Origin of the sequence: Streptomyces sp. NPDC015032, from assembly GCF_043080425.1 — a bacterium.
Classification (GTDB): domain Bacteria; phylum Actinomycetota; class Actinomycetes; order Streptomycetales; family Streptomycetaceae; genus Streptomyces.
On record NZ_JBIBVN010000004.1, the window covers coordinates 183,909 to 207,306 of the forward strand.

At 71.1% G+C, this 23,398-nt stretch carries 20 protein-coding genes; 9 read left to right on the plus strand and 11 right to left on the minus strand.

The features are described from left to right. Nucleotides 1-68 precede the first annotated feature (68 nt). From ACF08M_RS09380 to ACF08M_RS09425, 10 genes are read right to left on the minus strand one after another with little or no spacing between them, the layout of a single operon-like run. Nucleotides 69-1,658: an NADH-quinone oxidoreductase subunit N gene (locus ACF08M_RS09380; RefSeq protein ID WP_392184618.1), complete on the minus strand. Its 1,590-nt coding sequence runs from the start codon at nucleotides 1,656-1,658 to the stop codon at nucleotides 69-71. Continuing rightward, on the minus strand, nucleotides 1,655-3,205 hold the full coding sequence (locus ACF08M_RS09385; RefSeq protein ID WP_392184807.1) for a NuoM family protein: 1,551 nt from the start codon (nucleotides 3,203-3,205) through the stop codon (nucleotides 1,655-1,657). Before ACF08M_RS09385 ends, ACF08M_RS09380 begins: the two co-directional genes overlap by 4 nt. Nucleotides 3,206-3,232: 27 nt before the next feature. Next, a complete protein-coding gene (locus ACF08M_RS09390; RefSeq protein ID WP_392184619.1) occupies nucleotides 3,233-5,278 on the minus strand; it encodes an NADH-quinone oxidoreductase subunit L in 2,046 nt (681 codons plus the stop codon). Next, nucleotides 5,275-5,697, minus strand: coding sequence for an NADH-quinone oxidoreductase subunit NuoK (gene nuoK, locus ACF08M_RS09395; RefSeq protein ID WP_392184620.1), 423 nt, complete (start codon nucleotides 5,695-5,697; stop codon nucleotides 5,275-5,277). The genes ACF08M_RS09390 and nuoK overlap by 4 nt, the downstream gene beginning before the upstream one ends. Beyond that, a complete protein-coding gene (locus tag ACF08M_RS09400) occupies nucleotides 5,697-6,260 on the minus strand; it encodes an NADH-quinone oxidoreductase subunit J (RefSeq protein ID WP_392184621.1) in 564 nt (187 codons plus the stop codon). Before ACF08M_RS09400 ends, nuoK begins: the two co-directional genes overlap by 1 nt. After that, nucleotides 6,257-6,886 carry a NuoI/complex I 23 kDa subunit family protein gene (locus tag ACF08M_RS09405; RefSeq protein ID WP_392184622.1) on the minus strand — a complete coding sequence of 210 codons (630 nt, stop codon included), beginning with the start codon at nucleotides 6,884-6,886 and terminating at the stop codon, nucleotides 6,257-6,259. Before ACF08M_RS09405 ends, ACF08M_RS09400 begins: the two co-directional genes overlap by 4 nt. Continuing rightward, nucleotides 6,886-7,854: an NADH-quinone oxidoreductase subunit H gene (locus ACF08M_RS09410; protein ID WP_392184623.1), complete on the minus strand. Its 969-nt coding sequence runs from the start codon at nucleotides 7,852-7,854 to the stop codon at nucleotides 6,886-6,888. Before ACF08M_RS09410 ends, ACF08M_RS09405 begins: the two co-directional genes overlap by 1 nt. Further along, the gene (locus ACF08M_RS09415) at nucleotides 7,851-8,975 is read right to left on the minus strand and encodes an NADH-quinone oxidoreductase subunit C (protein WP_392184624.1); all 1,125 of its coding nucleotides are present in this window, start codon (nucleotides 8,973-8,975) and stop codon (nucleotides 7,851-7,853) included. The genes ACF08M_RS09410 and ACF08M_RS09415 overlap by 4 nt, the downstream gene beginning before the upstream one ends. Continuing rightward, entirely contained in the window at nucleotides 8,972-9,652 is a 681-nt protein-coding gene (gene nuoB / locus ACF08M_RS09420; protein ID WP_392184625.1) for an NADH-quinone oxidoreductase subunit NuoB, read from the minus strand. The genes ACF08M_RS09415 and nuoB overlap by 4 nt, the downstream gene beginning before the upstream one ends. Further along, on the minus strand, nucleotides 9,643-10,044 hold the full coding sequence (locus tag ACF08M_RS09425; protein ID WP_037689408.1) for an NADH-quinone oxidoreductase subunit A: 402 nt from the start codon (nucleotides 10,042-10,044) through the stop codon (nucleotides 9,643-9,645). Before ACF08M_RS09425 ends, nuoB begins: the two co-directional genes overlap by 10 nt. A gap of 170 nt (nucleotides 10,045-10,214) precedes the next feature. Between ACF08M_RS09425 and ACF08M_RS09430 the strand changes: the two genes are divergently transcribed. The 9 genes from ACF08M_RS09430 to ACF08M_RS09470 all read left to right on the plus strand — a co-directional run bounded on the left by ACF08M_RS09430 (nucleotide 10,215) and on the right by ACF08M_RS09470 (nucleotide 22,709). Then, complete coding sequence (locus tag ACF08M_RS09430; protein WP_392184626.1) at nucleotides 10,215-11,405, plus strand: sensor histidine kinase; 1,191 nt, start codon at nucleotides 10,215-10,217, stop codon at nucleotides 11,403-11,405. A gap of 336 nt (nucleotides 11,406-11,741) precedes the next feature. Beyond that, nucleotides 11,742-13,097, plus strand: coding sequence for a sensor histidine kinase (locus tag ACF08M_RS09435; protein ID WP_392184627.1), 1,356 nt, complete (start codon nucleotides 11,742-11,744; stop codon nucleotides 13,095-13,097). A 183-nt stretch (nucleotides 13,098-13,280) separates the two neighbouring features. Further along, the gene (locus ACF08M_RS09440) at nucleotides 13,281-13,955 is read left to right on the plus strand and encodes a response regulator transcription factor (protein WP_305137553.1); all 675 of its coding nucleotides are present in this window, start codon (nucleotides 13,281-13,283) and stop codon (nucleotides 13,953-13,955) included. A 298-nt stretch (nucleotides 13,956-14,253) separates the two neighbouring features. After that, entirely contained in the window at nucleotides 14,254-16,209 is a 1,956-nt protein-coding gene (locus tag ACF08M_RS09445; RefSeq protein WP_392184628.1) for a 2-oxoacid:acceptor oxidoreductase subunit alpha, read from the plus strand. Next, entirely contained in the window at nucleotides 16,202-17,260 is a 1,059-nt protein-coding gene (locus ACF08M_RS09450) for a 2-oxoacid:ferredoxin oxidoreductase subunit beta (RefSeq protein WP_392184629.1), read from the plus strand. Before ACF08M_RS09445 ends, ACF08M_RS09450 begins: the two co-directional genes overlap by 8 nt. 105 nt (nucleotides 17,261-17,365) lie before the next feature. Further along, nucleotides 17,366-19,321: an APC family permease gene (locus ACF08M_RS09455; protein ID WP_392184630.1), complete on the plus strand. Its 1,956-nt coding sequence runs from the start codon at nucleotides 17,366-17,368 to the stop codon at nucleotides 19,319-19,321. Between the two features lie 269 nt (nucleotides 19,322-19,590). Continuing rightward, nucleotides 19,591-20,586, plus strand: a complete 996-nt coding sequence (rarD, locus tag ACF08M_RS09460; RefSeq protein ID WP_392184631.1) for an EamA family transporter RarD — start codon at nucleotides 19,591-19,593, stop codon at nucleotides 20,584-20,586. A 273-nt stretch (nucleotides 20,587-20,859) separates the two neighbouring features. After that, a complete protein-coding gene (locus tag ACF08M_RS09465; protein ID WP_392184632.1) occupies nucleotides 20,860-22,425 on the plus strand; it encodes an FAD-dependent monooxygenase in 1,566 nt (521 codons plus the stop codon). 56 nt (nucleotides 22,426-22,481) lie between these two features. Next, complete coding sequence (locus tag ACF08M_RS09470; protein WP_392184633.1) at nucleotides 22,482-22,709, plus strand: hypothetical protein; 228 nt, start codon at nucleotides 22,482-22,484, stop codon at nucleotides 22,707-22,709. A gap of 18 nt (nucleotides 22,710-22,727) precedes the next feature. Here the strand turns inward: ACF08M_RS09470 and ACF08M_RS09475 are convergent, their stop codons facing one another. Further along, nucleotides 22,728-23,393 (minus strand): CGNR zinc finger domain-containing protein, encoded by a 666-nt coding sequence (locus ACF08M_RS09475; protein ID WP_392184634.1) that lies wholly within the window; start codon nucleotides 23,391-23,393, stop codon nucleotides 22,728-22,730. Between the last annotated feature and the right edge of the window lie 5 nt (nucleotides 23,394-23,398).

A 23,398-nucleotide genomic window follows, 5' to 3' on the forward strand; every position in this document is an offset into this window, starting at 1 on the left:
TGTGTGGGGATGTGCGGGCATGACCTTGCCCTGTGCGGACCGTCCCCGGCAAACCGATCTTGAGTACGTCAGAAGAGATTCACGGCGGCGAACCTGAGGATCGTCTGCGGAGCGCCGGAGAGCACGACACCGACGACGGCGGTGAGGGCGATCGCGAGCGTGACGGGTGCCGGGGCACGGTGCCCGGCGGGTGCGGGTACGGCGGCGTCCGCGGGTGCGGCCTCGTCCGCCGGGGCCTGGGCCGGGGCCTCTTCGGGGGCCCGGAAGAGCGCCGCGGTCCACTGCAGGTAGTAGTAGAGCGCGATCACCACATTGACGGCCATGACGACCGCGAGCCAGCCGAGTCCCGCGTCGACGGCCGCGGAGAAGACCGTGACCTTGGCGAAGAGGCCGACGATGCCGGGCGGCAGGCCGGCCAGGCAGAGCAGGAAGAACGCCATCGCGAGGGCGGCGAGGGGGCGGGTGGCGTACAGGCCGCGGTAGTCGGAGAGCCGGTTCCCGGGGTTCGTACGGGCGACGAGGGCGGCCACCGCGAAGGCGCCCAGGTTCACGACGGCGTACATGAGGGCGTACGCGACCGTCGAACCGATGTGCTCGTCGCTGGAGTACGCGGCGGCGGCGATCGGCACCAGGAGGTAGCCGGCCTGGGCGACGGACGACCAGGCGAGCAGGCGTACGGCGCTGCGGACGCGGGTGGCGTTCTGGCGCAGGGCAGCGACGTTGCCGATCGTCATGGTGAGCGCCGCGAGGACGGCGAGGGCCGGTCCCCAGACGTCCGCGTGCGCCGGGAACGCGATCACGGTGACGAGGATGAGGCCGGAGAAGCCGACTGCCTTCCCGACGACCGAGAGGTAGGCGGCGACCGGCAGGGGCGCGCCGACGTAGGTATCGGGCACCCAGAAGTGGAAGGGTGCGGCGGCTGTCTTGAAGGCGAAGCCGACCAGAGTGAGGACGACACCCGTCCGGGCGAGGGTGTCGAGCTGTCCCGGTACGTCGTCGAGCCGGGCGGCAATCTCCGTGAGGTGCAGGGTGCCGGTGGCCGCGTACACGAAACTGACACCGAGCAGCATGACGGCGGTGGCGACGACGGAGGAGAGGAAGAACTTCAGCGCGGCCTCGGAGGAGCGCCGGTCGCCGCGCTTGATGCCGACGAGGGCGAAGGCGGGCAGCGAGGCTACTTCGAGGGCGACGACGAGGGTGGCGAGGTCGCGGGCGGCCGGCAGGAGCGCGGCGCCCGACGCGGAGGAGAGCAGCAGGAACCAGAACTCGCCCGCGGGGAGTCTGCGTGTCTCGCCGAGGGAGAGCAGGGCGGTCAGCAGGGCGCCGCCGAGCACGAGGGCCTGGATGACGAGGGCGAAGTGGTCGGCGGTGTAGCTGCAGGGCCCGGTGGCTCCCGTGCCGGTGGTGGCCGCGGTCAGGCAGAAGGTGGAGCGGTCGCCGTCGCGCAGCGGGACGAGGAGGGCGAGTCCGGCGGCGAGTCCGGCCATGGTGACCCAGCCGAGGAGCGGTTTGCGTTCCGCGGGGAGAAAGAGGTCGGCGACCAGGACGATCAGGGCGGCGGCCGCCACGACGACCGGGGGCGCGATCGCGAGCCAGTCGATGGTCTGGACGAGGCTGGTGGTGCTGTCGGCCGCTGTGGTGACGACGGCTGAGGTCACGACTTGCCTCCTGCGAGAAGCTTCTGCACGGCCGGGTCGGTGAGGCCGAGGAGGACGGCGGGCCACAGGCCGGCGAGGACGGTGAGGGCGACGAGCGGGGTCCAGGCGGCGAATTCGTACGTCTGGACGTCGGCGAGCCGCTGCGGCTCCTCCGGCTTCTCGCCCATGCAGACGCGGCGTACGACGATCAGCATGTACGCGGCGGTGAGCAGGGTGCCGAACGCGGCGATCGACATGAAGGTGAGGAAGGCGGGGCGGCTGAGCCCGTCGGCGGGGTCGAAGGAGCCGAACAGGGCGAGCATCTCGCCCCAGAACCCGGCGAGCCCGGGCAGGCCCAGCGAGGCGACGGCCGCGAACGCGAGGAGGCCGCCCAGGCGGGGGGCCCGGCCGTAGAGCGCGGCTCCGGTGGCGCCGGAGAGGGTGTCGAGGTCTGCGGTGCCGTACCGGTCCTTGACCGCGCCGACCAGGAAGAACAGCAGGCCGGTGATGAGGCCGTGGGCGATGTTGGCGAAGAGCGCGCCGTTGACTCCGGTGGGGGTCATGCTCGCGATGCCGAGGAGTACGAAGCCCATGTGGCCGACGGAGGAGTACGCGATCAGGCGCTTGAGGTCGCCCTTGGAGCCGGGGCGTGCCAGTGCCAGGCAGGCGAGAGATCCGTAGACGATGCCGACCACCGCGAAGGCGGCGAGGTAGGGCGCGAAGGTGTGCATCCCGTCGGGGGCGATGGGCAGCAGGATGCGGACGAATCCGTATGTCCCCATCTTCAGCAGGACACCCGCCAGCAGGACCGAGCCGACGGTCGGGGCGGCGGTGTGGGCGTCCGGGAGCCAGCTGTGCAGTGGCCACATCGGGGTCTTCACAGCGAGCCCGAGGCCGATCGCCAGAACCGCGATGACCTGCACGGACGAGGTGAGCCCACGGCCGTTGTCAGTGGCGAGTGCCACCATGTCGAAGGTGCCGCTCTTCAGTCCGATGAGGAGCAGGCCCAGCAGCATGATCACCGAGCCGAGCAGTGTGTAGAGGATGAACTTCCAGGCGGCGGCCTGCTTCTGCGCACCGCCCCAGCGGGCGATGAGGAAGTACATCGGGATGAGCACCATCTCGAACGCCAGGAAGAACAGCAGCAGATCGAGGACGGCGAAGGTCGCGAGGGTGCCGGACTCCAGGACGAGGACGAGTGCGACGAAGGCCTTCGGGGAGGGGCCCGCGGGCGGCTTGAAGTAGCTGTGGAGCGCGCAGAGGAAGGTCAGCAGCGCGGTCAGCACGAGAAGGGGGAGCGAGATGCCGTCGATGCCGAGGTGGATGCGGACGCCGAGTGCCGGGATCCAGCTGATGTCCGTGGTGGCCTGCATCTTCGCCGGGTGGTCGTGGTCGAAGCCGGCGGCCAGCACGATCGCGGCGAGGAGGACCGCTCCGGTGACGGTCACGCCGTGGCGGAGCACGGCCTGGTCGGGGCTGCTGCCCTTCAGCCCGGGAGGGGCGGGCAGCAGAGCGGCGACGGCCCCGATGAGCGGGACGACGACGATGAACGCGAGAAGGAACTGCATCACGGATTCACTGATATCGATCACGGCTCACGACCCGGCGTTGACGTTGGCAAGAACGACGGCGGCGATCGCCAGGACCAGGGAACCCGCGAGCAGTGCGCCGAGGTAGGTCTGCACGTTGCCCGTCTGGGCGCGGCGGACGGCGGTGCCGAGCCAGCGCGCGCCGGTGCCGGAGCCGCGTACGTAGGTGTCGACGACCTCTCGGTCCAGGAAGCGGACGAGGCTCGCCGCGGCCCGGACGGGGCGGACGAACAGCGTCGTGTACAGGGCGTCGAGGTGGAAGCCCGCGGCGGCGTGGCGGTGGAGCGGGCCGAGCAGCAGGCGGCCGGGGTCGGCCGGGTCGGGGGCGTCCCCGTACGCGCCGTAGGCGGCGGTGTGCGCCGACATGGCCTGGGCCTCGACGAGGGCGGGTTCGGCGTCGGGGTGGGCGACGACCGTGCCCACGGGCGTACGGGCGGCGAGGGCCGAGGTGTGGCGCCAGGCACCGTAGGTGACGAGGCCGCCGACGAGGCCGGCGCCTGTGGAGAGGACGGCGGTGGTCAGGGACGGGGCGAGGCTGTGGCCGTCGAACCAGTCGGTGATCGCACCGACGGTCAGTCCGAAGGCGATGGTGGGGACGGCGAGGACCCAGAGGACCGCGGTCATCGCGACGGGCTGCCTGCCGTGGTCGGGGGCCTCGGCGCCGCGGCCCCGGAAGGCGAGGAGCCACAGCCGGGTGGCGTACGCGGCGGTGAGGACGGCGGCCAGCAGTCCGGCGACGAGGACGGTCCAGCCGGCGGCGGCCGGGGCGACGTGCCGGTCCCCGAGTGCGGTGTGCTCGGCGGCGACGAGGACGGCTTCCTTGGAGAAGAAGCCGGCGAACGGCGGGATGGCGGCGAGCGCGAGGAGGGCGACGGTCATCGTCCAGTAGGCGTCCGGGATGCGCTTCGTCAGGCCGCCCATGCGGGACATGGCGGCCAGCGAGTTGGTTCCGGCGGCGTGGATGACGACGCCCGCCGCGAGGAAGAGGACGGCCTTGAACGCACCGTGGGAGAGGAGATGGAAGACGGCGGCCCCGCGGTCGCCGACGGCGAGGGCGCCGGACATGTAGCCGAGCTGGCCGATCGTCGAGTACGCGAGGACGCGCTTGATGTCGTCCTGGGCGAGGGCGGCGATTGCCGACCCGATCATCGTGACCGCCGCCATCACGGCGAGGACGACGAGGGCCGCGCCCGACTGGGCGAAGACGGGAAAGAGCCGGGCCACGAAGTAGATACCGGCGGCCACCATCGTCGCGGCGTGGATCAGCGCGGAGACGGGGGTGGGGCCGGCCATGGCGTCGGGCAGCCAGGTGTGCAGGGGGAACTGCGCGGACTTGCCCGCGACACCCGCGAGGAGCAGCAGGGCGATGAGCGTGGGGTGGTCCAGGCCGCCGTTGGCGACGGCGCCCAGGATGCGGGTGATGCGGAACGAGCCGGTGTCGGCGGCGAGGGCGAACAGTCCGATCAGAAAGGGGATGTCGCCGAGCTTGGTGACCAGGAAGGCCTTGAGGGAGGCGGCGCGGGCCTCAGCCGTCTCCCAGTAGTGGCCGACGAGGAAGTACGAGCAGATGCCCATGATCTCCCAGCCGACCAGGAGCACCATCAGGTCGCCGGAGTAGACGACGAGGAGCATCGCGGAGGTGAAGAGGGAGACGAGGGCCGCGTACGAGGGGTAGCGGGGGTCGTCGCGCAGATAGGCGATCGAGTAGATCTGCACACAGGTCGCGACGAGCCCGACCAGGACGGCCACGAGGACCCCGAAGCCGTCGAGGTGCAGGGCGAGGTCGATCGGGACGGAACCGGTGGGGGTGAGCCGGGTGGCCGCGTCGATGGCCCGTCCGCCGCCCTGGCGGGAGGCGACGAGGACGGCGAGCACGAAGGCGGTGAAGGTCGGCAGTACGGCGAGGGGGCGTACGTAACCGGGAGCAAAGCGGAGCGCGCGAAGCCCCGTCCCGGGGCGGTGGCGGGAGACGGGTGGGCCCAGGAGGAGGCCTGCCGCGGCGCCCAGGAACGGAAGGAGGGGGACGAGGACGGCGAGGGTCGTGGTGGTCACGTGGTGGCCTCTGCCTTCTTTGCCTTCCCTGCCGGAGCAGTGGCCTGGTCTTCGGTGGCCTCGGTGACTTCGGCGCCTTCGGCCTCGTCGCCGGGGAGGGTTTCGGCGGCGTCGGTCTCGGCGGTGTCGCGGAGGCGGTCGACGTCCGAGCTGCCTCGGTTGCGGTAGACGGCGAGGACGATGGCCAGGCCGATGCCGATCTCGGCCGCCGCGATGGCGATGGTGAAGAGGGTGAGGGCCTGGCCGGAGTGCAGGGTGTCGCGGAGCCAGACGTCGAAGGCGACCAGGTTGAGGTTGACGGCGTTGAGCATCAGCTCGACGGACATCAGGACCAGGATCGCGTTGCGGCGGGCGAGCACTCCGTACAGCCCGGTGCAGAAGAGGAGGACGGCGAGCACGGCCGGATAGGCGAGGTGCATCAGCTCTGCTCCTTACCGCGCTTGCGGGACAGGACGATCGCCCCGACGAGGGCGGCGAGCAGCAGGACGGAGAGCGCCTCGAACGGCAGCACCCAGTGCCGGAAGAGGAAGGCGCCGGTCACCTCCGTGGAGCCCTGGGCCGGTCCGCCCAGGTCGATCCAGGTGGTGCGGAAGGCGTCGACGACGACCCAGACGAGCGTGCCGGCGGAGGCGGCCGCCACGCCGAGGGCCACCCAGCGGTTGCCCGAGTCGGCGTCCGGGGAGCGGCCGATGGGGGCCTTGGTGAGCATCAGTCCGAAGAGGAGGAGGACGACCACGGAACCGACGTAGATCAGTACCTGCACCCAGGCGATGAACTCCGCGGTGAGCAGGAGGTACTCGACGGCGAGCCCGCCGAGCGCCGCGACCAGCCAGAGGGCGGCATGCACCAGTTGCCTGGTCGTGACGGTGACGAGGGCCGCGCCGAGGGTGGCGATGCCGACGAGGACGAAAGCGATCTCGATGCCGGTCGGGGAGAGGAAGCCGGAGGGGGCGGAGTGGGCTGCGGCGGTTGCGAGTGTCACTCCTTCCCCTCTTCCTTCCGGTCCTGCTGGATCTGCTGGGCCGCTCGGGCCTGCTGGGCTTCCTGCGCCTCCTCGGCGCGCTGGGCTTCGAGCTTCTCCGCCGTCTTGCGGGCGGCGGCGATCTCCTTCGGCTCCTCGGCGCCCGGGTCGAGCGCGGGCGGTTCCGGCACCGTCCACATCCATGCGCGGAGCTTGTCGCGCTCATGGGTGAGTTCGAGGATGTCCGTCTCCGCGTACTCGAACTCCGGTGACCAGAACAGTGCGTCGAAGGGGCACACCTCGATGCAGATACCGCAGTACATGCAGAGCGAGAAGTCGATCGCGAAGCGGTCGAGGACGTTGCGGCTGCGCTCCCGGCCGCCCGGGACGGCGGCGGGCACCGTCTCCTTGTGGGAGTCGATGTAGATGCACCAGTCCGGGCACTCACGGGCGCAGAGCATGCAGACCGTGCAGTTCTCCTCGAACAGGGCGATGACTCCGCGGGACCGGGGCGGGAGCTCCGGCTGGACGTCCGGGTACTGGGCGGTGACCGTCTTCCTCGTCATCGTGCGCAGGGTGACGGCCAGGCCCTTGGCCAGACCGGAGCCGGGGATGCGGGGCCGGGAGGGCGGGAGCGACGCGGTCATCAGTTGATCGCCACCTTCACGATGCCGGTGAGCGCGATCTGCGCGAGAGCGAGCGGGATGAGCGTGGTCCAGGCGAGCTTCTGGAGCTGGTCCTCGCGGAGCCGGGGGTAGCTCACGCGCAGCCAGATGACGACGAAGGCGAGGACCGCGGTCTTGAGGAGCGTCCAGACCCAGCCGAGTCCGTCGGCGCCGAACGGGCCGTGCCAGCCGCCGAGGAAGAGGACGGTGGTCAGTCCGCTGAGCACGACGATGCCCGCGTACTCGGCGAGCAGGAACAGCGCGAAGCGGAGGCCGGTGTACTCGGTGTACGCACCGAAGATGATCTCCGAGTCGGCGACCGGCATGTCGAACGGCGGGCGTTGCAGCTCGGCGAGTCCGGCCACGAAGAAGACCAGGGCGCCGACGATCTGCCAGGGCAGCCACCACCACTCGAAGGCGTTGAGGATGCCCGGGAGGGAGACGGTGCCGGCCGCCATCGCGACGGAGGCGGCGGCAAGCAGCATCGGCAGTTCGTACGCGAGGAGCTGGGCGGCCGTACGGAGGCCGCCGAGGAGGGAGAACTTGTTGGCCGAGGCCCAGCCCGCCATGAGCGAGCCGAGCACGCCGACGCCCATCACCGCGAGCACGAAGAAGATGCCCGCGTCGACGACCTGGCCGACCGCGCCCTCGCTCGGGCCGATCGGAATGGCGACGAGCACGAGCAGGTACGGGAGCAGCGCGACGGCCGGTGCGAGCTGGAAGATACGGCGGTCGGCCCCGGCCGGGACGATGTCCTCCTTCTGCGCGAACTTCACGCCGTCGGCGACGAGCTGGGCCCAGCCGTGGAAGCCGCCCGCGTACATGGGTCCGAGGCGGCCCTGCATATGGGCCATCACCTTGTGCTCGGTCTGTCCCACGACGAGGGGGAGGACCATGAACACGGCGAAGACGATGACGAGCCGGAGGGCGACGTCGAGTACGTCGTTCACGCGGTATCGCCTCCGGCGGGACGGTCGGGGGTTTCGGTTTCGGGCCGCTCGGGGGCGGGGGGCGAGGGCGGAGTGCCGGGCTGTTCCGGGGCCTCCGGGGCTTCCGGGGCTTCCGGGGCTTCCGGAGTGTCTGGAACGTCCGGGGTGCCGGAGGCGCCGGGGGTACCCCGGTCCGCGGGCGGCTCGGGGGTGGTGTCGAAGGCCGGGCGGGCGTGGTGCCAGGGAGCGTCGGTGCTTCCGGTGCCCGGCTCCGCCGCCCCCGCCCCGGCGCTCGTCCCGGCCCCGGCGCTCGTCCCGGTACCTGTCGTCGGCTTCGTCGCTTCGCGCTGCTGGCTCGCCGAGCCCTGGGAGGCGCTGCGGGTGCGGCGCGGGGGTGCGGGAGGCGTGGTCCCGGCTCCGGCCGCCGGTGCGGCTGTCTCCGACCGCTGCCCGGCCGAGCCCTCGCTCGCGCTCCGGCTTCGGCGTACCGGACGGTCGCCCGCCGCGCGTGCGGCGCGCGCCGGGCGGGACGGGGCGGGCGGGAGCTGGCCCTTCAGCGGGCCCCACTCGTTCGGGTCGGGGACGCCGGGCGGCAGCATCGTGCGCCGCTTCGGGCCGCCGTGCTCCGACTCGCCCGGCTCCTTCGCGCCCGGCCAGGCCTTCGCGACGCGGGCCGCCAGGACGAAGTCCTTGCGCAGCGGGTGGCCCTCGAAGCCCTCGGGCAGCAGCAGCGGCACCAGATGCGGGTGGCCTTCGAAGCCGATGCCGAACATCTCGTGCGTCTCGCGTTCGTGCCAGGCGGCGCCCGCGTATATCCCGATGGCGGTGGGAAGGACGGCCGCCTCGTACGGAACGGTCGTACGGATCAGGAGACGGCGGATCCGGCCCTCGGCCAGGGCCGCGACGTGGACGCAGACCCGGAAGCCGGTGCCCGGTTCGTCGACCGCGCTCAGCCAGTCGAAATAGGTGCAGCCCAGCCGGTCGCGGGCCGTTTCGAGGGCGGCGGTCCAGGAGGCGGCCGGTACGTCGACGGTCAGCAGGTCGTACGCGTACGCGGCCGTCGCCTCCGCGCCGAAGAACTCACCGGCGGCGTCCGGCAGACGGTCGTAGGCGTCGGCGGCGTCGACAGGGGTGCCGGTCATGCGCGGTCCTCCCCCGGTGCCGGCGGGGCGGCGACCAGGCCGCTGCGCAGTGCGGTGGTGGAGGGACGGCTGCCGCCGCCCGTCGCGTACCGGTCGCCCAGCGACTCGCGGGCGATCTTCTCCTGGAGCTTGAGGATGCCCTGGAGGAGCGCCTCCGGCCGGGGCGGGCAGCCGGGCACGTAGACATCGACCGGAATGATCTGGTCGACGCCCTTCGTCACGGAGTACGAGTCCCAGTAGGGGCCGCCGCAGTTGGAGCAGGCGCCGAAGGAGATGACGTACTTGGGCTCGGGCATCTGCTCGTACAGCCGCTTGACGGCGGGAGCCATCTTGTCCGTCACCGTGCCGGAGACGATCATGAGGTCGGCCTGGCGCGGGCCGGGGGCGAACGGGATCACACCGAGCCGGATGAAGTCGTGCCGCGCCATGGAGGCGGCGATGAATTCGATGGCGCAGCAGGCGAGTCCGAAGTTGAAGACCCAGAGGCTGTAGCGGCGGCCCCAGTTCAGGACCACCTTCATCGGCTCGGGAGCCAGGCGCGACAGGACGCCGAGCCGCTTGGGCTCCGGCAGGAACGTCGGAACGGGCTGCGGTTCGGATCCCGCCGCGGGCTCCTGCACCGGTCCCGGCTGCGTCGTGGGCCGGTGCTCGGGGGGCGGAGCGCTCGTCACGTCCATTCGAGGACGCCCTTCTTCCATGCGTAAAGCAGTCCTACGGCCAGGAAACCGAGGAAGATGAACATCTCCACCAGAGTCGTCGCCCCGTATCCGGGTGCGGCGAATACGGTCGCCCACGGGAACAGGAAGATCGAGTCGACGGCGAAGATCACGTACAGGAAGGCATAAACGTAATAACGAACCTGGGTATGTGCCCATCCTTCACCCACCGGGTCCACGCCGCATTCGTACGTCAGGAGCTTCTCCGGTGTGGGAACCACGGGGCGCAGCAGCCGGCCCGCCCCGAAGGCGACGGCGACGAACAGCACACCGATCACGGCGAGCAGTCCGACCACGGAATAACTGTGGAAGTAGTCCGACGCGAGAACGGTCGATTCCGGCAGGTCCGCCACGTCCGTCCCTCGCTCCCTCAAACCCGTTCGACGATCTGTACGCACGGGAGTCTAGGCCCTGTTAAAGAGAGGGTAAGCAGCCGCGTCGGGCAACGGGTGGGGTTATCCCTACTTCACGCCACCCACGAGCCCCATGGCGTGCGCTGGGCACACCCGGCAGGCTGGGGCATATGACCATGAGCCCCCTGCCCGACAACGACCGTCCGCCGTCCGCCCGCTTCGCCCTCGATCGGTGGACGTGGAAGGAGATCGCCTATCTCCTGGCCAACTTCCCCATGGCTGCGGCCGGGTTTCTTTACGCAGTGTTCATGATCGGCGTCGGTGTGGCGCTCTCGGTCACGGTGGTCGGTCTGCCCTTCCTCGCCGCCGGGCTGCACGGTGCGCGGCTGATCGGCAGGGCCGAGCGGGGCCGGGCGCGGGCGATGCTCGGGGTGCAGATCGACGAACCCAGCCCGATGGAGCTGTCCCGCCGGGCACAGGGCTTCTTCCCCTGGCTGTGGTCGAGCCTCAAGGACCCGGTGGGCTGGCGGGCGGTGCTGTACTCCTTCATCCGGCTGCCCTGGGGGGTGCTGACCTGCGCCGTGACGTTGGTGAGCTTCTTCGTGCTGTGGCCGGTGCTCCCCTTCATCACGCGGTTCCTCTCGCATGCCGACCGGGCGATGGTGCGCGGGCTGCTCTCCCCCTCCGACGAGCTGGAGCGCAGGATCGCCGAGCTGGAGTCGGGCCGGGGGGTGGTCGTCGACACGGCCGCCGCCGACCTGCGCCGCATCGAACGCGACCTGCACGACGGCGCACAGGCCCGGCTCGTCGCCCTCGCCATGGGCCTGGGCCTGGCGAAGGAGAAGCTGACGGACGACCCCGAGGCCGCGGCCCGCATGGTCGACGAGGCCCACGGCGAGGTCAAGGTCGCCCTCCAGGAACTCCGCGACCTCGCCCGCGGCATCCACCCCGCCGTCCTCACCGACCGCGGACTCGACGCCGCGCTCTCCGCCATCGCCTCCCGCTGCACCGTCCCCGTCACGGTGGGGGTGGATCTGCCGACGCGTCCGGCGGAGGCGATCGAGGGGATCGCGTACTTCACGGTCTCGGAGCTGCTGCAGAATGTGAGCAAGCACAGCGGGGCGCGCTCGGCGTCCGTGGAGGTGTGGCGGTCGGCGGACCGGCTGCTGCTCCAGGTCACCGACGACGGGCGGGGCGGGGCCCGGATGGACGGCGGTACGGGCATGGCCGGGCTGGCCGAACGGCTGGGCGCCGTCGACGGCCTGTTCGTCCTGGACTCGCCGGCCGGCGGCCCCACGACCGTCACCGCGGAACTGCCCTGGCGGGACCGGGACGCCGACCGGACCACCCAGCACCCCTGAGAGCCTGTCGAGTGACCTCTGATCGGGCGGCCACGCCCTGGCACGCACGCACCAGACCGCGTCCGCTACCCGATCGAAGGTCACCCGACAGGCTCTGAGGGCTGCCCCGCGGGCCCGGCGGCACGTCCATCTGCCGGAGCCGTCCGGGCCCCTCGGGGGTGGGGAAAACCCCCGGTCGAAGAGTGATACCGCCCTCATGGTGCGCGGGCCCGCGCACCGACACCCTTGATGTACCAGCCGAACCCCCGGAACCCGGAACCGCGAAGCCGCCCCCGGAATCCGGAACCGTGAAACCGCCGGAGAAACCGGCTCCCCGAGACGAAACGGACAGCATCCATGGCCACGGCGTACGGACCGGACACTCGGGATCACCAGGGGTCCGGAGCCGGTTTCGGGGACCGTCCCCCGGTGAAGCACTTCTTCCCCGCCGCGCTGCGCGCGCCGCTGGAGGGCAGGACCTGGCGCGAGTTCGGCTATCTGCTGCTGAGCCTGCCGATCAGCGTGATCCTGTTCGGTCTCTCGATCGCCCTGACGGCGCTGGGTACCGGCCTGCTGATCACCTTTCTCGGCGTCCCGGTCCTGGCCGGCACGCTGGCGATGTGCCGCGGTTTCGGCGTACTGGAGCGGGCCCGGGCACGCGGGCTGCTGGGGCTGACCGTGGCCGAGCCGGCGCCGGTGCGCGGCAGGACCGGCGGTCTGATGCCCTGGGTGGGCGCGGTCCTGAAGAGCGGGGTGTCCTGGCGGCATCTGCTCTACGCGCTGCTGCACTTCCCGTGGGCGGTTTTCGCCTTCACCGTGTCGCTGACCTTCTGGTCGTGCGGGTGGGCCACCTTCACCTACCCGCTGTGGCAGTGGATCTTCCCGGCGGCCATCGGGACCGGCGGCATCCAGCTGTACGGCGACGACCACCACCAGATCTACCTCGACTCCCCCGTCGAGCTGGCCGCGACCAGCGTGTGCGGTCTGGTGGTCGTCCTCATCACCCCGTGGATCATCCGTGGCCTGACGAGCGTGGACCGGGTGATGGTGGCCGGGCTGCTCGGGCCGTCCCGGCTGGCGACGCGCGTCTCGGAGCTGGAGTCGGACCGGGGGGTGGTCGTCGACACGGCCGCCGCCGACCTGCGCCGCATCGAACGCGACCTGCACGACGGCGCACAGGCCCGGCTCGTCGCCCTCGCCATGGATCTGGGCCTGGCGAAGGAGAAGCTGACGGACGACCCCGAGGCCGCGGCCCGCATGGTCGACGAGGCCCACGGCGAGGTCAAGGTCGCCCTCCAGGAACTCCGCGACCTCGCCCGCGGCATCCACCCCGCCGTCCTCACCGACCGCGGACTCGACGCCGCGCTCTCCGCCATCGCCTCCCGCTGCACCGTCCCCGTCACGGTCGAGGTGGACCTGGCGTCCCGGCCCGCCCAGGCGATCGAGGGGATCGCGTACTTCACGGTCTCGGAGCTGCTGCAGAACGTGAGCAAGCACGCGCGCGCGACCAGTGCGTCGGTCGACGTGTGGCGGGTCGCGGACCGGCTGATGCTCCAGGTCACCGACAACGGACGCGGCGGCGCCGACATGTCGTCGGGCAGCGGGCTGGCCGGGCTGGCCGAACGGCTGGGCGCGGTGGACGGCGTCCTCGTCGTGGATTCCCCGCAGGGCGGTCCGACGCGGATCACGGCCGAGCTGCCGTGGCGCGGCTGACCGCACCCGCACGGGACCGCGACCGGAACCCCCAGGTCCGCGGCCCTCTCCACGCTCTCTCGTCCCCGGCCGCCGTACCGGCTCGAAATCGAGCCGGTACGGCGGCCGGGGACACAGCACTGCCGATACTGGGATGCTGGAGACGTACGAGCGGGACCAGCGAGCAGTGGGGGATAGAGCGTCATGGTGGAGGACAGGGTGCGAGTAGTCATCGCCGAGGATTCGGTACTGCTTCGGGAAGGGCTCACCCGGCTGCTGACCGATCTCGGGCATGACGTCGTCGCCGGAGTCGGGGACGCCGAGGCGCTGATCAAGACGGTGCACGATCTCGCGGGACAGGACGCGCTGCCCGATGTGGTGGTCGCCGACGTACGGATGCCGCCCACCCACACCGACGAGGGTGTGCGGGCGGCGGTGCGGCTGCGCAAGGACTATCCCGGGATCGGGGTCCTGGTCCTTTCGCAGTACGTCGAGGAGCAGTACGCCACCGAGCTGCTGGCCGGATCCAGCCGGGGTGTCGGGTATCTGCTCAAGGACCGGGTCGCCGAGGTCCGGGAGTTCGTGGACGCGGTGGTCCGGGTGGCGCAGGGCGGCACGGCGCTGGACCCGGAGGTCGTGGCCCAGCTGCTGGGCCGGAGCCGTAAGCAGGACGTCCTGGCCGGGCTGACGCCGCGCGAGCGCGAGGTGCTCGGCCTGATGGCGGAGGGGCGGACCAACTCCGCGGTGGCCAGGCAGCTGGTGGTGAGCGACGGTGCCGTGGAGAAGCACGTCAGCAATATCTTCCTGAAGCTCGGCCTGTCCCCCAGTGACGGGGATCACCGCCGGGTACTGGCGGTACTGACCTATCTGAACTCCTGATCGACTGACACTCTGTCAGGTACCTGGTGAGGGCCGGTGCGGAAGCGCCATGCCCCCCTGGCCGGCCGCCGCGGCGGCCGGCCAGGGGGCCTAGAACCAAAGAATGAGCGCACAGCGTCATCGTCGAACGGCTGGGGGGCTTGCAAAGCATGACAAACCGGTATCGAATCGCGTCTCAAAACGACGTCCACCATATGACCGGTCCAGGGAAGGCGACCCTTACCGTCGTAGGGTGGGCCTTGGGACCGTCGGCGGGCCGGCCGGTCCCGAGCCGCCGCCCCGAGGGAGGTCCAGTTCAGTGACCAGCCAGGTCAGTAGCCCAGCCGGACAGGCCGATGAGGCCAGCGAGGCGCTCGTCGGGGGACAGCGTGCCCCCGGTCCCGGTCATGCGGGCGCCGGCGAGAAGGAGATCCGCCGTCTCGACCGGGTGATCATCCGTTTCGCGGGTGACTCCGGAGACGGTATGCAGCTCACCGGTGACCGGTTCACCTCGGAGACCGCGTCCTTCGGGAACGATCTCTCCACGCTGCCGAACTTCCCCGCCGAGATCCGCGCCCCCGCAGGCACCCTGCCGGGGGTTTCGTCGTTCCAGCTGCATTTCGCCGATCACGACATCCTGACCCCGGGCGACGCACCGAACGTCCTGGTCGCGATGAACCCGGCCGCCCTCAAGGCCAACATCGGCGATGTGCCGCGCGGTGCCGAAATCATCGTGAACACCGATGAGTTCACCAAGCGCCCGATGGCGAAGGTCGGCTACGCGACCAGTCCGCTGGAGGACGGCTCGCTGGAGGCGTACAGCGTCCATCCGGTGCCGCTGACCACGCTCACGATCGAGGCGCTGAAGGAGTTCGGGCTCTCCCGCAAGGAGGCCGGGCGCTCGAAGAACATGTTCGCGCTCGGGCTGCTGTCCTGGATGTACCACCGCCCGACCGAGGGGACCGAGGCATTCCTTCGCGCCAAGTTCGCGAAGATGCCGCAGATCGCCGAGGCGAACGTGACCGCGTTCCGGGCCGGGTGGAATTTCGGGGAGACGACGGAGGACTTCGCCGTCAGCTACGAGGTGGCACCCGCCTCGCAGACCTTCCCGACGGGTACGTACCGCAACATCTCCGGGAACCTGGCGCTGTCCTACGGGCTGATCGCGGCGAGCCGGCAGGCGGATCTGCCGCTCTACCTGGGCTCCTACCCGATCACCCCGGCCTCCGACATCCTGCACGAGCTCAGCAGGCACAAGAACTTCGGCGTACGCACCTTCCAGGCCGAGGACGAGATCGCGGGCATCGGCGCCGCGCTGGGCGCCGCGTTCGGCGGGTCGCTCGCGGTGACGACGACGTCCGGGCCCGGGGTGGCCCTGAAGTCGGAGACCATCGGGCTGGCCGTCTCCCTGGAACTGCCGCTGATCGTCATCGACATCCAGCGCGGCGGCCCGTCCACCGGTCTGCCCACCAAGACCGAGCAGGCCGACCTGCTCCAGGCGATGTACGGGCGCAACGGCGAGGCCCCGGTCCCGGTCGTGGCCCCCAGGACCCCGGCGGACTGCTTCGACGCCGCGCTCGACGCCGCCCGGATCGCGCTGACGTACCGCACCCCGGTCTTCCTTCTCTCCGACGGCTATCTCGCCAACGGCTCCGAGCCGTGGAAGATCCCCGAGGTCGACGAACTCCCCGACCTGCGCGTCCGGTTCGCCACCGGCCCGAATCACGAACTGGCCGACGGCACCGAGGTGTTCTGGCCGTACAAGCGCGACCCGGAGACCCTGGCCCGCCCGTGGGCGATCCCCGGCACCCCCGGCCTCGAACACCGCATCGGCGGCATCGAGAAGCAGGACGGCAGCGGCAACATCTCCTACGACCCCGCCAACCACGACTTCATGGTCCGCACCCGGCAGGCCAAGATCGACGGCATCGAGGTCCCGGACATCGAGGCCGACGACCCCGACCAGGCGCGCACCCTCGTCCTGGGCTGGGGCTCCACCTACGGCCCCATCACCGCCGCCGTCCGCCGGCTGCGCGCCGCCGGACAGCCCATCGCCCAGGCCCATCTGCGCAACCTCAACCCCTTCCCGAGGAACCTCGGCGAGGTGCTGAAGCGTTACGAGAAGGTCATCGTGCCCGAGATGAACCTCGGCCAGCTGGCCACGCTCATCCGGGCCAAGTACCTGATCGACGCGCGCAGTTACAACCAGGTCAACGGTATGCCGTTCAAGGCCGAACAGCTGGCGACGGCTCTGAAGGAGGCCATCGATGCCTGACACCAACGAACTCCTCCAGCTGGTGCCCAAGGCCGAGGCCGAGCAGTCCATGAAGGACTTCAAGTCCGACCAGGAAGTCCGCTGGTGCCCCGGCTGCGGCGACTACGCGGTCCTCGCCGCCGTCCAGGGCTTCATGCCCGAGCTCGGCCTGGCGAAGGAGAACATCGTCTTCGTCTCCGGCATCGGCTGCTCATCCCGCTTCCCGTACTACATGAACACCTACGGGATGCACTCCATCCACGGCCGCGCGCCGGCCATCGCGACCGGACTCGCCTCCTCCCGCCGCGACCTGTCCGTCTGGGTCGTCACGGGCGACGGCGACGCCCTGTCCATCGGCGGCAACCACCTCATCCACGCCCTGCGCCGCAACGTGAACCTCAAGATCCTCCTCTTCAACAACCGGATCTACGGGCTCACCAAGGGGCAGTACTCCCCCACCTCCGAAGTCGGCAAGATCACCAAGTCGACGCCGATGGGCTCGCTCGACGCCCCCTTCAACCCGGTGTCCCTGGCCATCGGCGCGGAGGCGTCCTTCGTCGCCCGCACCATCGACTCCGACCGCAAGCACCTCACCGGTGTGCTGCGAGCGGCGGCCGACCACCCGGGCACGGCACTGGTGGAGATCTACCAGAACTGCAACATCTTCAACGACGGCGCCTTCGAGGTCCTCAAGGACAAGGACCAGGCACAGAACGCGGTGATCCGGCTGGAGCACGGGCAGCCGATCCGCTTCGGCGCGGACAACGACAAGGGAGTCGTACGCGACCCGGCCACCGGCGACCTCGAGGTCGTCGCGGTCACCGAGGAGAACCAGTCGCAGATCCTCGTCCACGACGCGCACGCCGCCAGCCCCACCACGGCCTTCGCACTGTCCCGCCTCGCCGACCCCGACACCCTGCACCAGACCCCCATCGGGGTGCTGCGCAGCGTCGAGCGGCCCGTCTACGACGCGCAGATGGCCGAGCAGCTCGACACCGCCGTCGAGAGAGACGGCAAGGGCGACCTGGCCGCGCTCCTCGCGGGCAACGACAACTGGACCGTCGTCGGCTGAACACTGCGGCTGCCCGATGCTTTCTCCGTCGCCGGACGGGCTGATTTTCGGCCCGTCCGGCGATTGCGTCCGGGGGCGTGGCCGGCCACCGCGCACCATGTGGCCATGACCCTGGACCGCCCCGCGTACCGCATCAAGACGCGTCTGCTCGGCAAGGCACTCACCACCGAGCGCATCAGCGAGGAGAAGCTGAACAACCGGACGGCGCTCGGGGTGCTCGCCTCCGACTGCGTCAGTTCGACCGCGTACGGCTCCGAGGAGATGCTCCGGGTCCTCGTACCCGTCGTCGGTGCCGCGGCCTTCACCCTGCTCATGCCGGTGACCGGCGCGATCCTGCTGGTGCTGCTGCTCCTGACGCTCTGCTACAGCGATGTCGTGATGATCTACACCCGGGCGGGCGGGTCGTACGTCGTCGCCCGGGAGAACTTCGGGCCGAACGTCGCGCAGATCGCCGCCGTGGCGCTGCTCGTCGACTACATCGTCACCGTCGCCGTGCAGGTCTCGGCCGGTACCAACGCCCTGATCTCGCTCGCCCATCTGGCCGGCGGCAGCTTCACCGGCCTGGACCATCTCCAGCTCCCGGTCTCCGTCGCCGTCATCGTGCTGCTCGCGTACGGGAATCTGCGCGGGGTCCGCGAGGCGGGCCGGGCCTTCGCGCTGCCCGCCTACCTCTTCATGGCCGCGGTCGGCCTCGTCCTCCTCGTCGCCGCGCTGCGCGGGCTCACCGGCGAACTGCCGCGCGCCGATCTGCACGCCGACGGGGTCGTGCCGCTCGGCACCCCGGGCAGCGGCTGGCTCTACGGCGCCTCGCTCTTCATCGTGCTGCGCTCGTTCGCCAACGGCGGCTCGTCCCTCACCGGGCTCGAAGCGATCTCCAACGGCATCTCCGCGTTCCGCGAACCCCAGGGCCGCAACGCCCGGCGCACCCTCATCGCCATGAGCGCGGTCCTCGGCACCCTGGTGCTGGGCGTCTCCACGCTGGCGCACTTCACCCACGCGGTCCCGTACATCGACGGCACCCCGACCGTGATCGCGCAGGAGGCCCATCTCGCGTTCGGCGACGGACCGGTCGGCACGGCCGGGCTGGTCTTCGTACAGCTGGCGACCGCGCTGATCCTCTACACCGGCGCCAACACCCCCTTCACCGGCTTCCCCTATCTCGCCAGCTTCGTCGCCGAGGACCGGTTCCTGCCCCGGGTGCTGACCCGGCGCGGGCACCGACTGGCGTTCTCCAACGGCATCATCTCGCTGACCGTCGTCTCGCTGGCGCTGCTGCTGGCGACCGGCGCCAGCGTGGACAGGCTGGTGGCGCTGTACGCGATCGGCGTGTTCACCGCGTTCACCATGGCCGGGGCCGGCCTCACCGCGTACCACCTGCGGCGCCGGGAACCGCACCGCAGGCTGAAGATCGCGGTCAACGGGCTCACCGCGGTCATCTCGGCCGCCGTGGTGCTGATCTTCGCCGTCACGAAGTTCACCGAGGGAGCCTGGCTGGTCGTGGTGGTCTTCCCGCTCGGGGTCTGGGCGCTGACGCGGATCAACCGCGAGTACCGGCACGAGGCGGCGGCGCTGCAGAGCATCCAGGCCCCGGGCGCCGACCGGCCGCGGTTCCGCCGCCATCTGGTCTTCGTGCTGGTCGAGACGCTCGACCTGGCGGCGCTGAAGGCCCTGCGGTACGCCCATGAGCTGCGCCCGGACGAGATCCGGGCGGTGCACTTCGCGATCGACGAGGCGTACGGCAGGCGGCTGGCCGCCCGGTGGGAGGCGACGGCCGCCACCTCCGTCTCCCTGGAGCTGGTGGAGTGCCCGGACCGTCGGCTGCGCCACGCGATGAAGGAGCTCGCGTCCCGCACGACGGAGGACGGGAACACCTGGCTGACGGTGCTGGTACCCCGGCGCACGTACAGCAACGTGCTCGGGAAGCTGCTGCACCGGGGCACGGGCGAGCAGATGGCGAAGACGCTGGCGCAGCTGCCGCACGTGGCGGTGACGATCCTGCCGTTCGACGTCTCACGGGCGCTGCGGACGCTGGAGGAGGGGCGAGCACCTCAGCCGGACTGACCGCCCGCCGGCTGTTCTCCGCCGGCCGGCCGTACGCCGGCGACCTGGCCCGGCCGATCGGCCGGCCGACGACGACGCTCGCCGAGACCGTCGCCACCGCGGTGGCCGGAGCGTGACTCCGGCCCCTCCTCCCCCTCACGCCTCAGAGGCCCTCTTGTCATGACCGTATGACGATACGGCTATGACATCGGGCCCTCCCGGCGCTACCGTCGTGCAGTCGACGGAGCGAGGGACGCGGAGCGCCGACACAGACACACCAGGAGGGGCCCGTGAAAGGGACGAATGAACAGCGGGCCGGACTGCTGTCCGGTATCGGCGCCTACGGCCTGTGGGGCATCGTCCCCCTGTTCTGGCCGCTGCTGAAACCCGGCGGCGCGATCGAGATCCTCGCCCACCGCATGGTCTGGTCCCTCGGGGTCGTCGGCATCGCGCTGCTGGTGCTGCGCCGCTGGTCCTGGATCGGCGAGCTGATCCGGCAGCCGAAGAAACTCGGCCTGATATCGGTCGCGGCGGCCGTGATCACGGTCAACTGGGGCCTGTACATCTGGTCCGTGAACAGCGGTCACGTGGTCGAGGCGTCGCTCGGCTACTTCATCAACCCGCTGGTCACCATCGGCATGGGCGTGCTCCTCCTCGGCGAACGGCTGCGCCCCACGCAGTGGGTGGCGGTCGGCACCGGTGTCGCGGCGGTGCTGGTCCTGGCGATCGGTTACGGACGGCCGCCCTGGATCTCGTTGACGCTGGCGTTCTCCTTCGCGACGTACGGCCTGGTGAAGAAGAAGGTCGACATGGGCGGCCTGGAGTCGCTCACCGCCGAGACCGCCGTGCTGTTCGTGCCCGCGCTCGGCTATCTGCTGTGGCTGGGCGCGCGGGGCGAGTCGACGTTCACCTCCGAGGGCCCCGGCCATGCGCTGCTGCTGGCCTCGACGGGCATCGTCACGGCCATACCGCTCGTCCTGTTCGGGGCGGCGGCGATCCGCGTGCCGCTCTCCACGCTGGGCCTGTTGCAGTATCTGGCGCCGGTCTTCCAGTTCGTCCTCGGCATCCTGTACTTCCACGAGGCGATGCCGCCGGAGAGGTGGGCCGGCTTCGCCCTGGTGTGGCTGGCGCTCACCCTGCTGACGTGGGACGCGTTCCGGACGGCGCGGCGGACGAGGGCTCGGGCGCAGACCGCCGCGGCACGGCTGGCGACCCGGCCGACGCGGCAGACACCACCGGCCGGGGATTCCGCTTCGGCCTCCCCCGGCGCAGCCCCGAGGCAGTGACCAGCACCCCGGCCGCCACCATCACCACCGGCACGACGAGCGCCGCCCGATAGGCCGCCAGGGCGGCTCCGGGCGAGCCGTCCGCACCTGCCGACGCGATCCCGTACACCGCCGTCACCGCCGAGATCCCGACGGGAGCACCGACACGAGATCGCTGCGGCCCGCGCCACCTACGACGCCCGCGAGACCGCCGCAGATATTTAGTTACCAGGTTGCTTTTTTAACTTGGTTGCGTTTCCCTGGAGATCCACGGAACGCAACCGAGGAGTCCGCATGTCCACACCCCCGCCCACCGCCCAGGTACTGATCGTCGGCTCGGGCCCGACCGGCCTGACCCTGGCCTGCGACCTGGCCCGCCGCTCCGTCGACGTACGGATCATCGACAAGTCACCGGAATTTCCGCGCAGTTCGCGGGGCAAGGGCCCCAACCCCCGCTCCCTGGAGGTCCTGGCGGATCTCGGGGTCGTGGACCGGGTCCTGGCGGCGGGCTCGGCTCCGCTGCCCATGCGCAAGTACCGCGACGGGCTGCCGGTCGCCGACGCCGACCCGTTCGAGGCGTCGCACCCGACGCCGGACGCCCCGTACGACCGGCCGTGGCTGATCGCCCAGTGGCGGCTGGAGGAGATCCTGCGGGACCGCCTGGCGGAGTACGGCGTGCAGGTCGAACTGGGCGCGGAGGCAACCGGGCTGGCGACGGGGCCCGACTCTGTGACGGTCGCCCTCGCCGACGGCCGGAGCCTCGCGGCGCGGTACGTGGTGGGGTGCGACGGCGGCCACAGCGCGGTACGCAAGCTGCTCGGTGTCCCGTTCGAGGGGAAGACGGCCGAGGAGCAGATGATGGTCTGCGGGGACGTGGAGGCGGACGGCCTCGACCGCGGCTACTGGCACCAGTGGTTCGACGAGGACGGCGCCGTGCTGCTGTGCCCGATCCCGGGTACGCGGTCGGGCTGGTGGTTCCAGGCCGGGCCGGAACGGGACCGGACGGGAGCGCCCGTACCGCCCTCTCTGGAGAGCTTCCGCCGGCTCTTCGCCAAGCACACCGGACTGCCGGGCAGCCACCTGTCGCGGGCCGACCTGCTGTCCACGTACCGGGTCAACGAGCGCCTGGCCGACCGCTACCGGGTGGGTCGCGTCCTGCTGGCCGGCGACGCGGCCCATGTGCACTCCATCGCGGGCGGGCTGGGCATGAACACCGGGATCCAGGACGCGTTCAACCTGGGCTGGAAGCTCGCCCGGGTCGTCACTGGCGCGGCGGATCCGGCCCTGCTGGACACGTACGAGGAGGAGCGGCTGCCGGTGGCCTCCTGGACGCTGGACATCACCTCCGAGCGCCTGCGGGCCACCCTCGAAGCGATCAGGCGGCCGGGCGGCGGCCTGGACACGGCGGTCACCGCGGAAACCACGGGCCTGACCCGCGGCTACCACTGGAGCTCGCTCTCCCCCGCGGGCTCCACCACCCGCCTGCGGGCGGGCGACCGCGCCCCGGACGCCCCCTGCCACGACGCCGGAACGGGCGCACCGGTCCGCCTCTTCGAGGCGTTCGCCGGACCGCACTTCACCCTGCTGGGCTTCGGCCCGGGCACGGCGGACGCGCTACGGGCGACGGAGGCGGCGTACGGCGACGCGGTGCGGGTGTACGGGGTGGGCGCGGACGGCCCCGCCGGCCTGACCGACGAGGCGGGCCATGCCCGTACGGCGTACGGCATCGAGCCGGGCACCGACACCCTCGTCCTAGTCCGTCCGGACAACCATGTGGGACTGATCGCACCGGCGGCGGACAGCCGGGCGGTCGGGGCCTACCTGGACCACCTGAGCGATACGGCATTCAGGCGGCTCTGAGCGCGTCGCGCCGGGCAATCCCGGAACTACTACCCGCTTATATTTTCCTGATATTTATGAGCCGATCCACGCACACGTCCGGGAACTCCCGCGTGCTCCTGCGCACCGCCGTCGCGGCCCTGTCCACGCTGTCCTTCCTCGCGTTCGGGACCTCACCCACCGCCCACGCGAACGCCGGCGTGGACCGGGCCCGCCCGCCCGGCCCCGATTCCCCGCACCGCGTCCACGTCATCGAGGCATGCCCGCAGCCCCACTCCCCCGGCCCCTGGTCCATGGCCTCGTGACCACGGGGATGGCCCTCCTCAGTCAGTCGCGGAGTGCCGGGCGCGGTGGGCCCGTACCTTGTGGAGGTTTCCGCAGCGCTCCATCGCGCACCAACGCCGCCTGCCCGGCCGGGAGGTGTCGACGAAGAGCAGCTTGCACATCTCGGAGCCGCATTCGCGGACACGGTCGGCGTACGGACCGGTGAACAGCTCCACCGCGTCACGGGCGACGGTCGACAGAAGGGCGCTCCCGGTGGCGTCAGGGGCCCACGCGAGGCGGCCGGAGCCGATGTCGACCCGGGGGACGAGCGGGGGCCCGGCCGCCACATCGTTCACCGTGGCGAGGTGGGCCGGGGCGAGGGGGCGGCCGTGCGCACGGGCGACGGCCAGAGTCCACAGGGCGGCGCGCAGTTCGTGCGCGCGGCGCAGCTCCGCCGCGCTCACCGAGAGGCACAGGCCATCCGGCAGCCGGCTCTCGCCCGCCCATCTCACCAGGTCGGCGGGGGTGTGCAGCACTTCGTACGCGGCGTACCGGGTGCGCACCACCTCGTGCGCCCGGTCCGACGCATACCCGCCGGTGGGCAGCAGCTCCAGGCACAGGGCGCCGGGATCGAAGCGGTAGGGGCGGCCCTCCGGTGTATGGAGGATCAGGCCCGGTGTGCCCTGCGCCGACTCGATCACGTAACCACTGTAGAAGGTTTCCATGACCC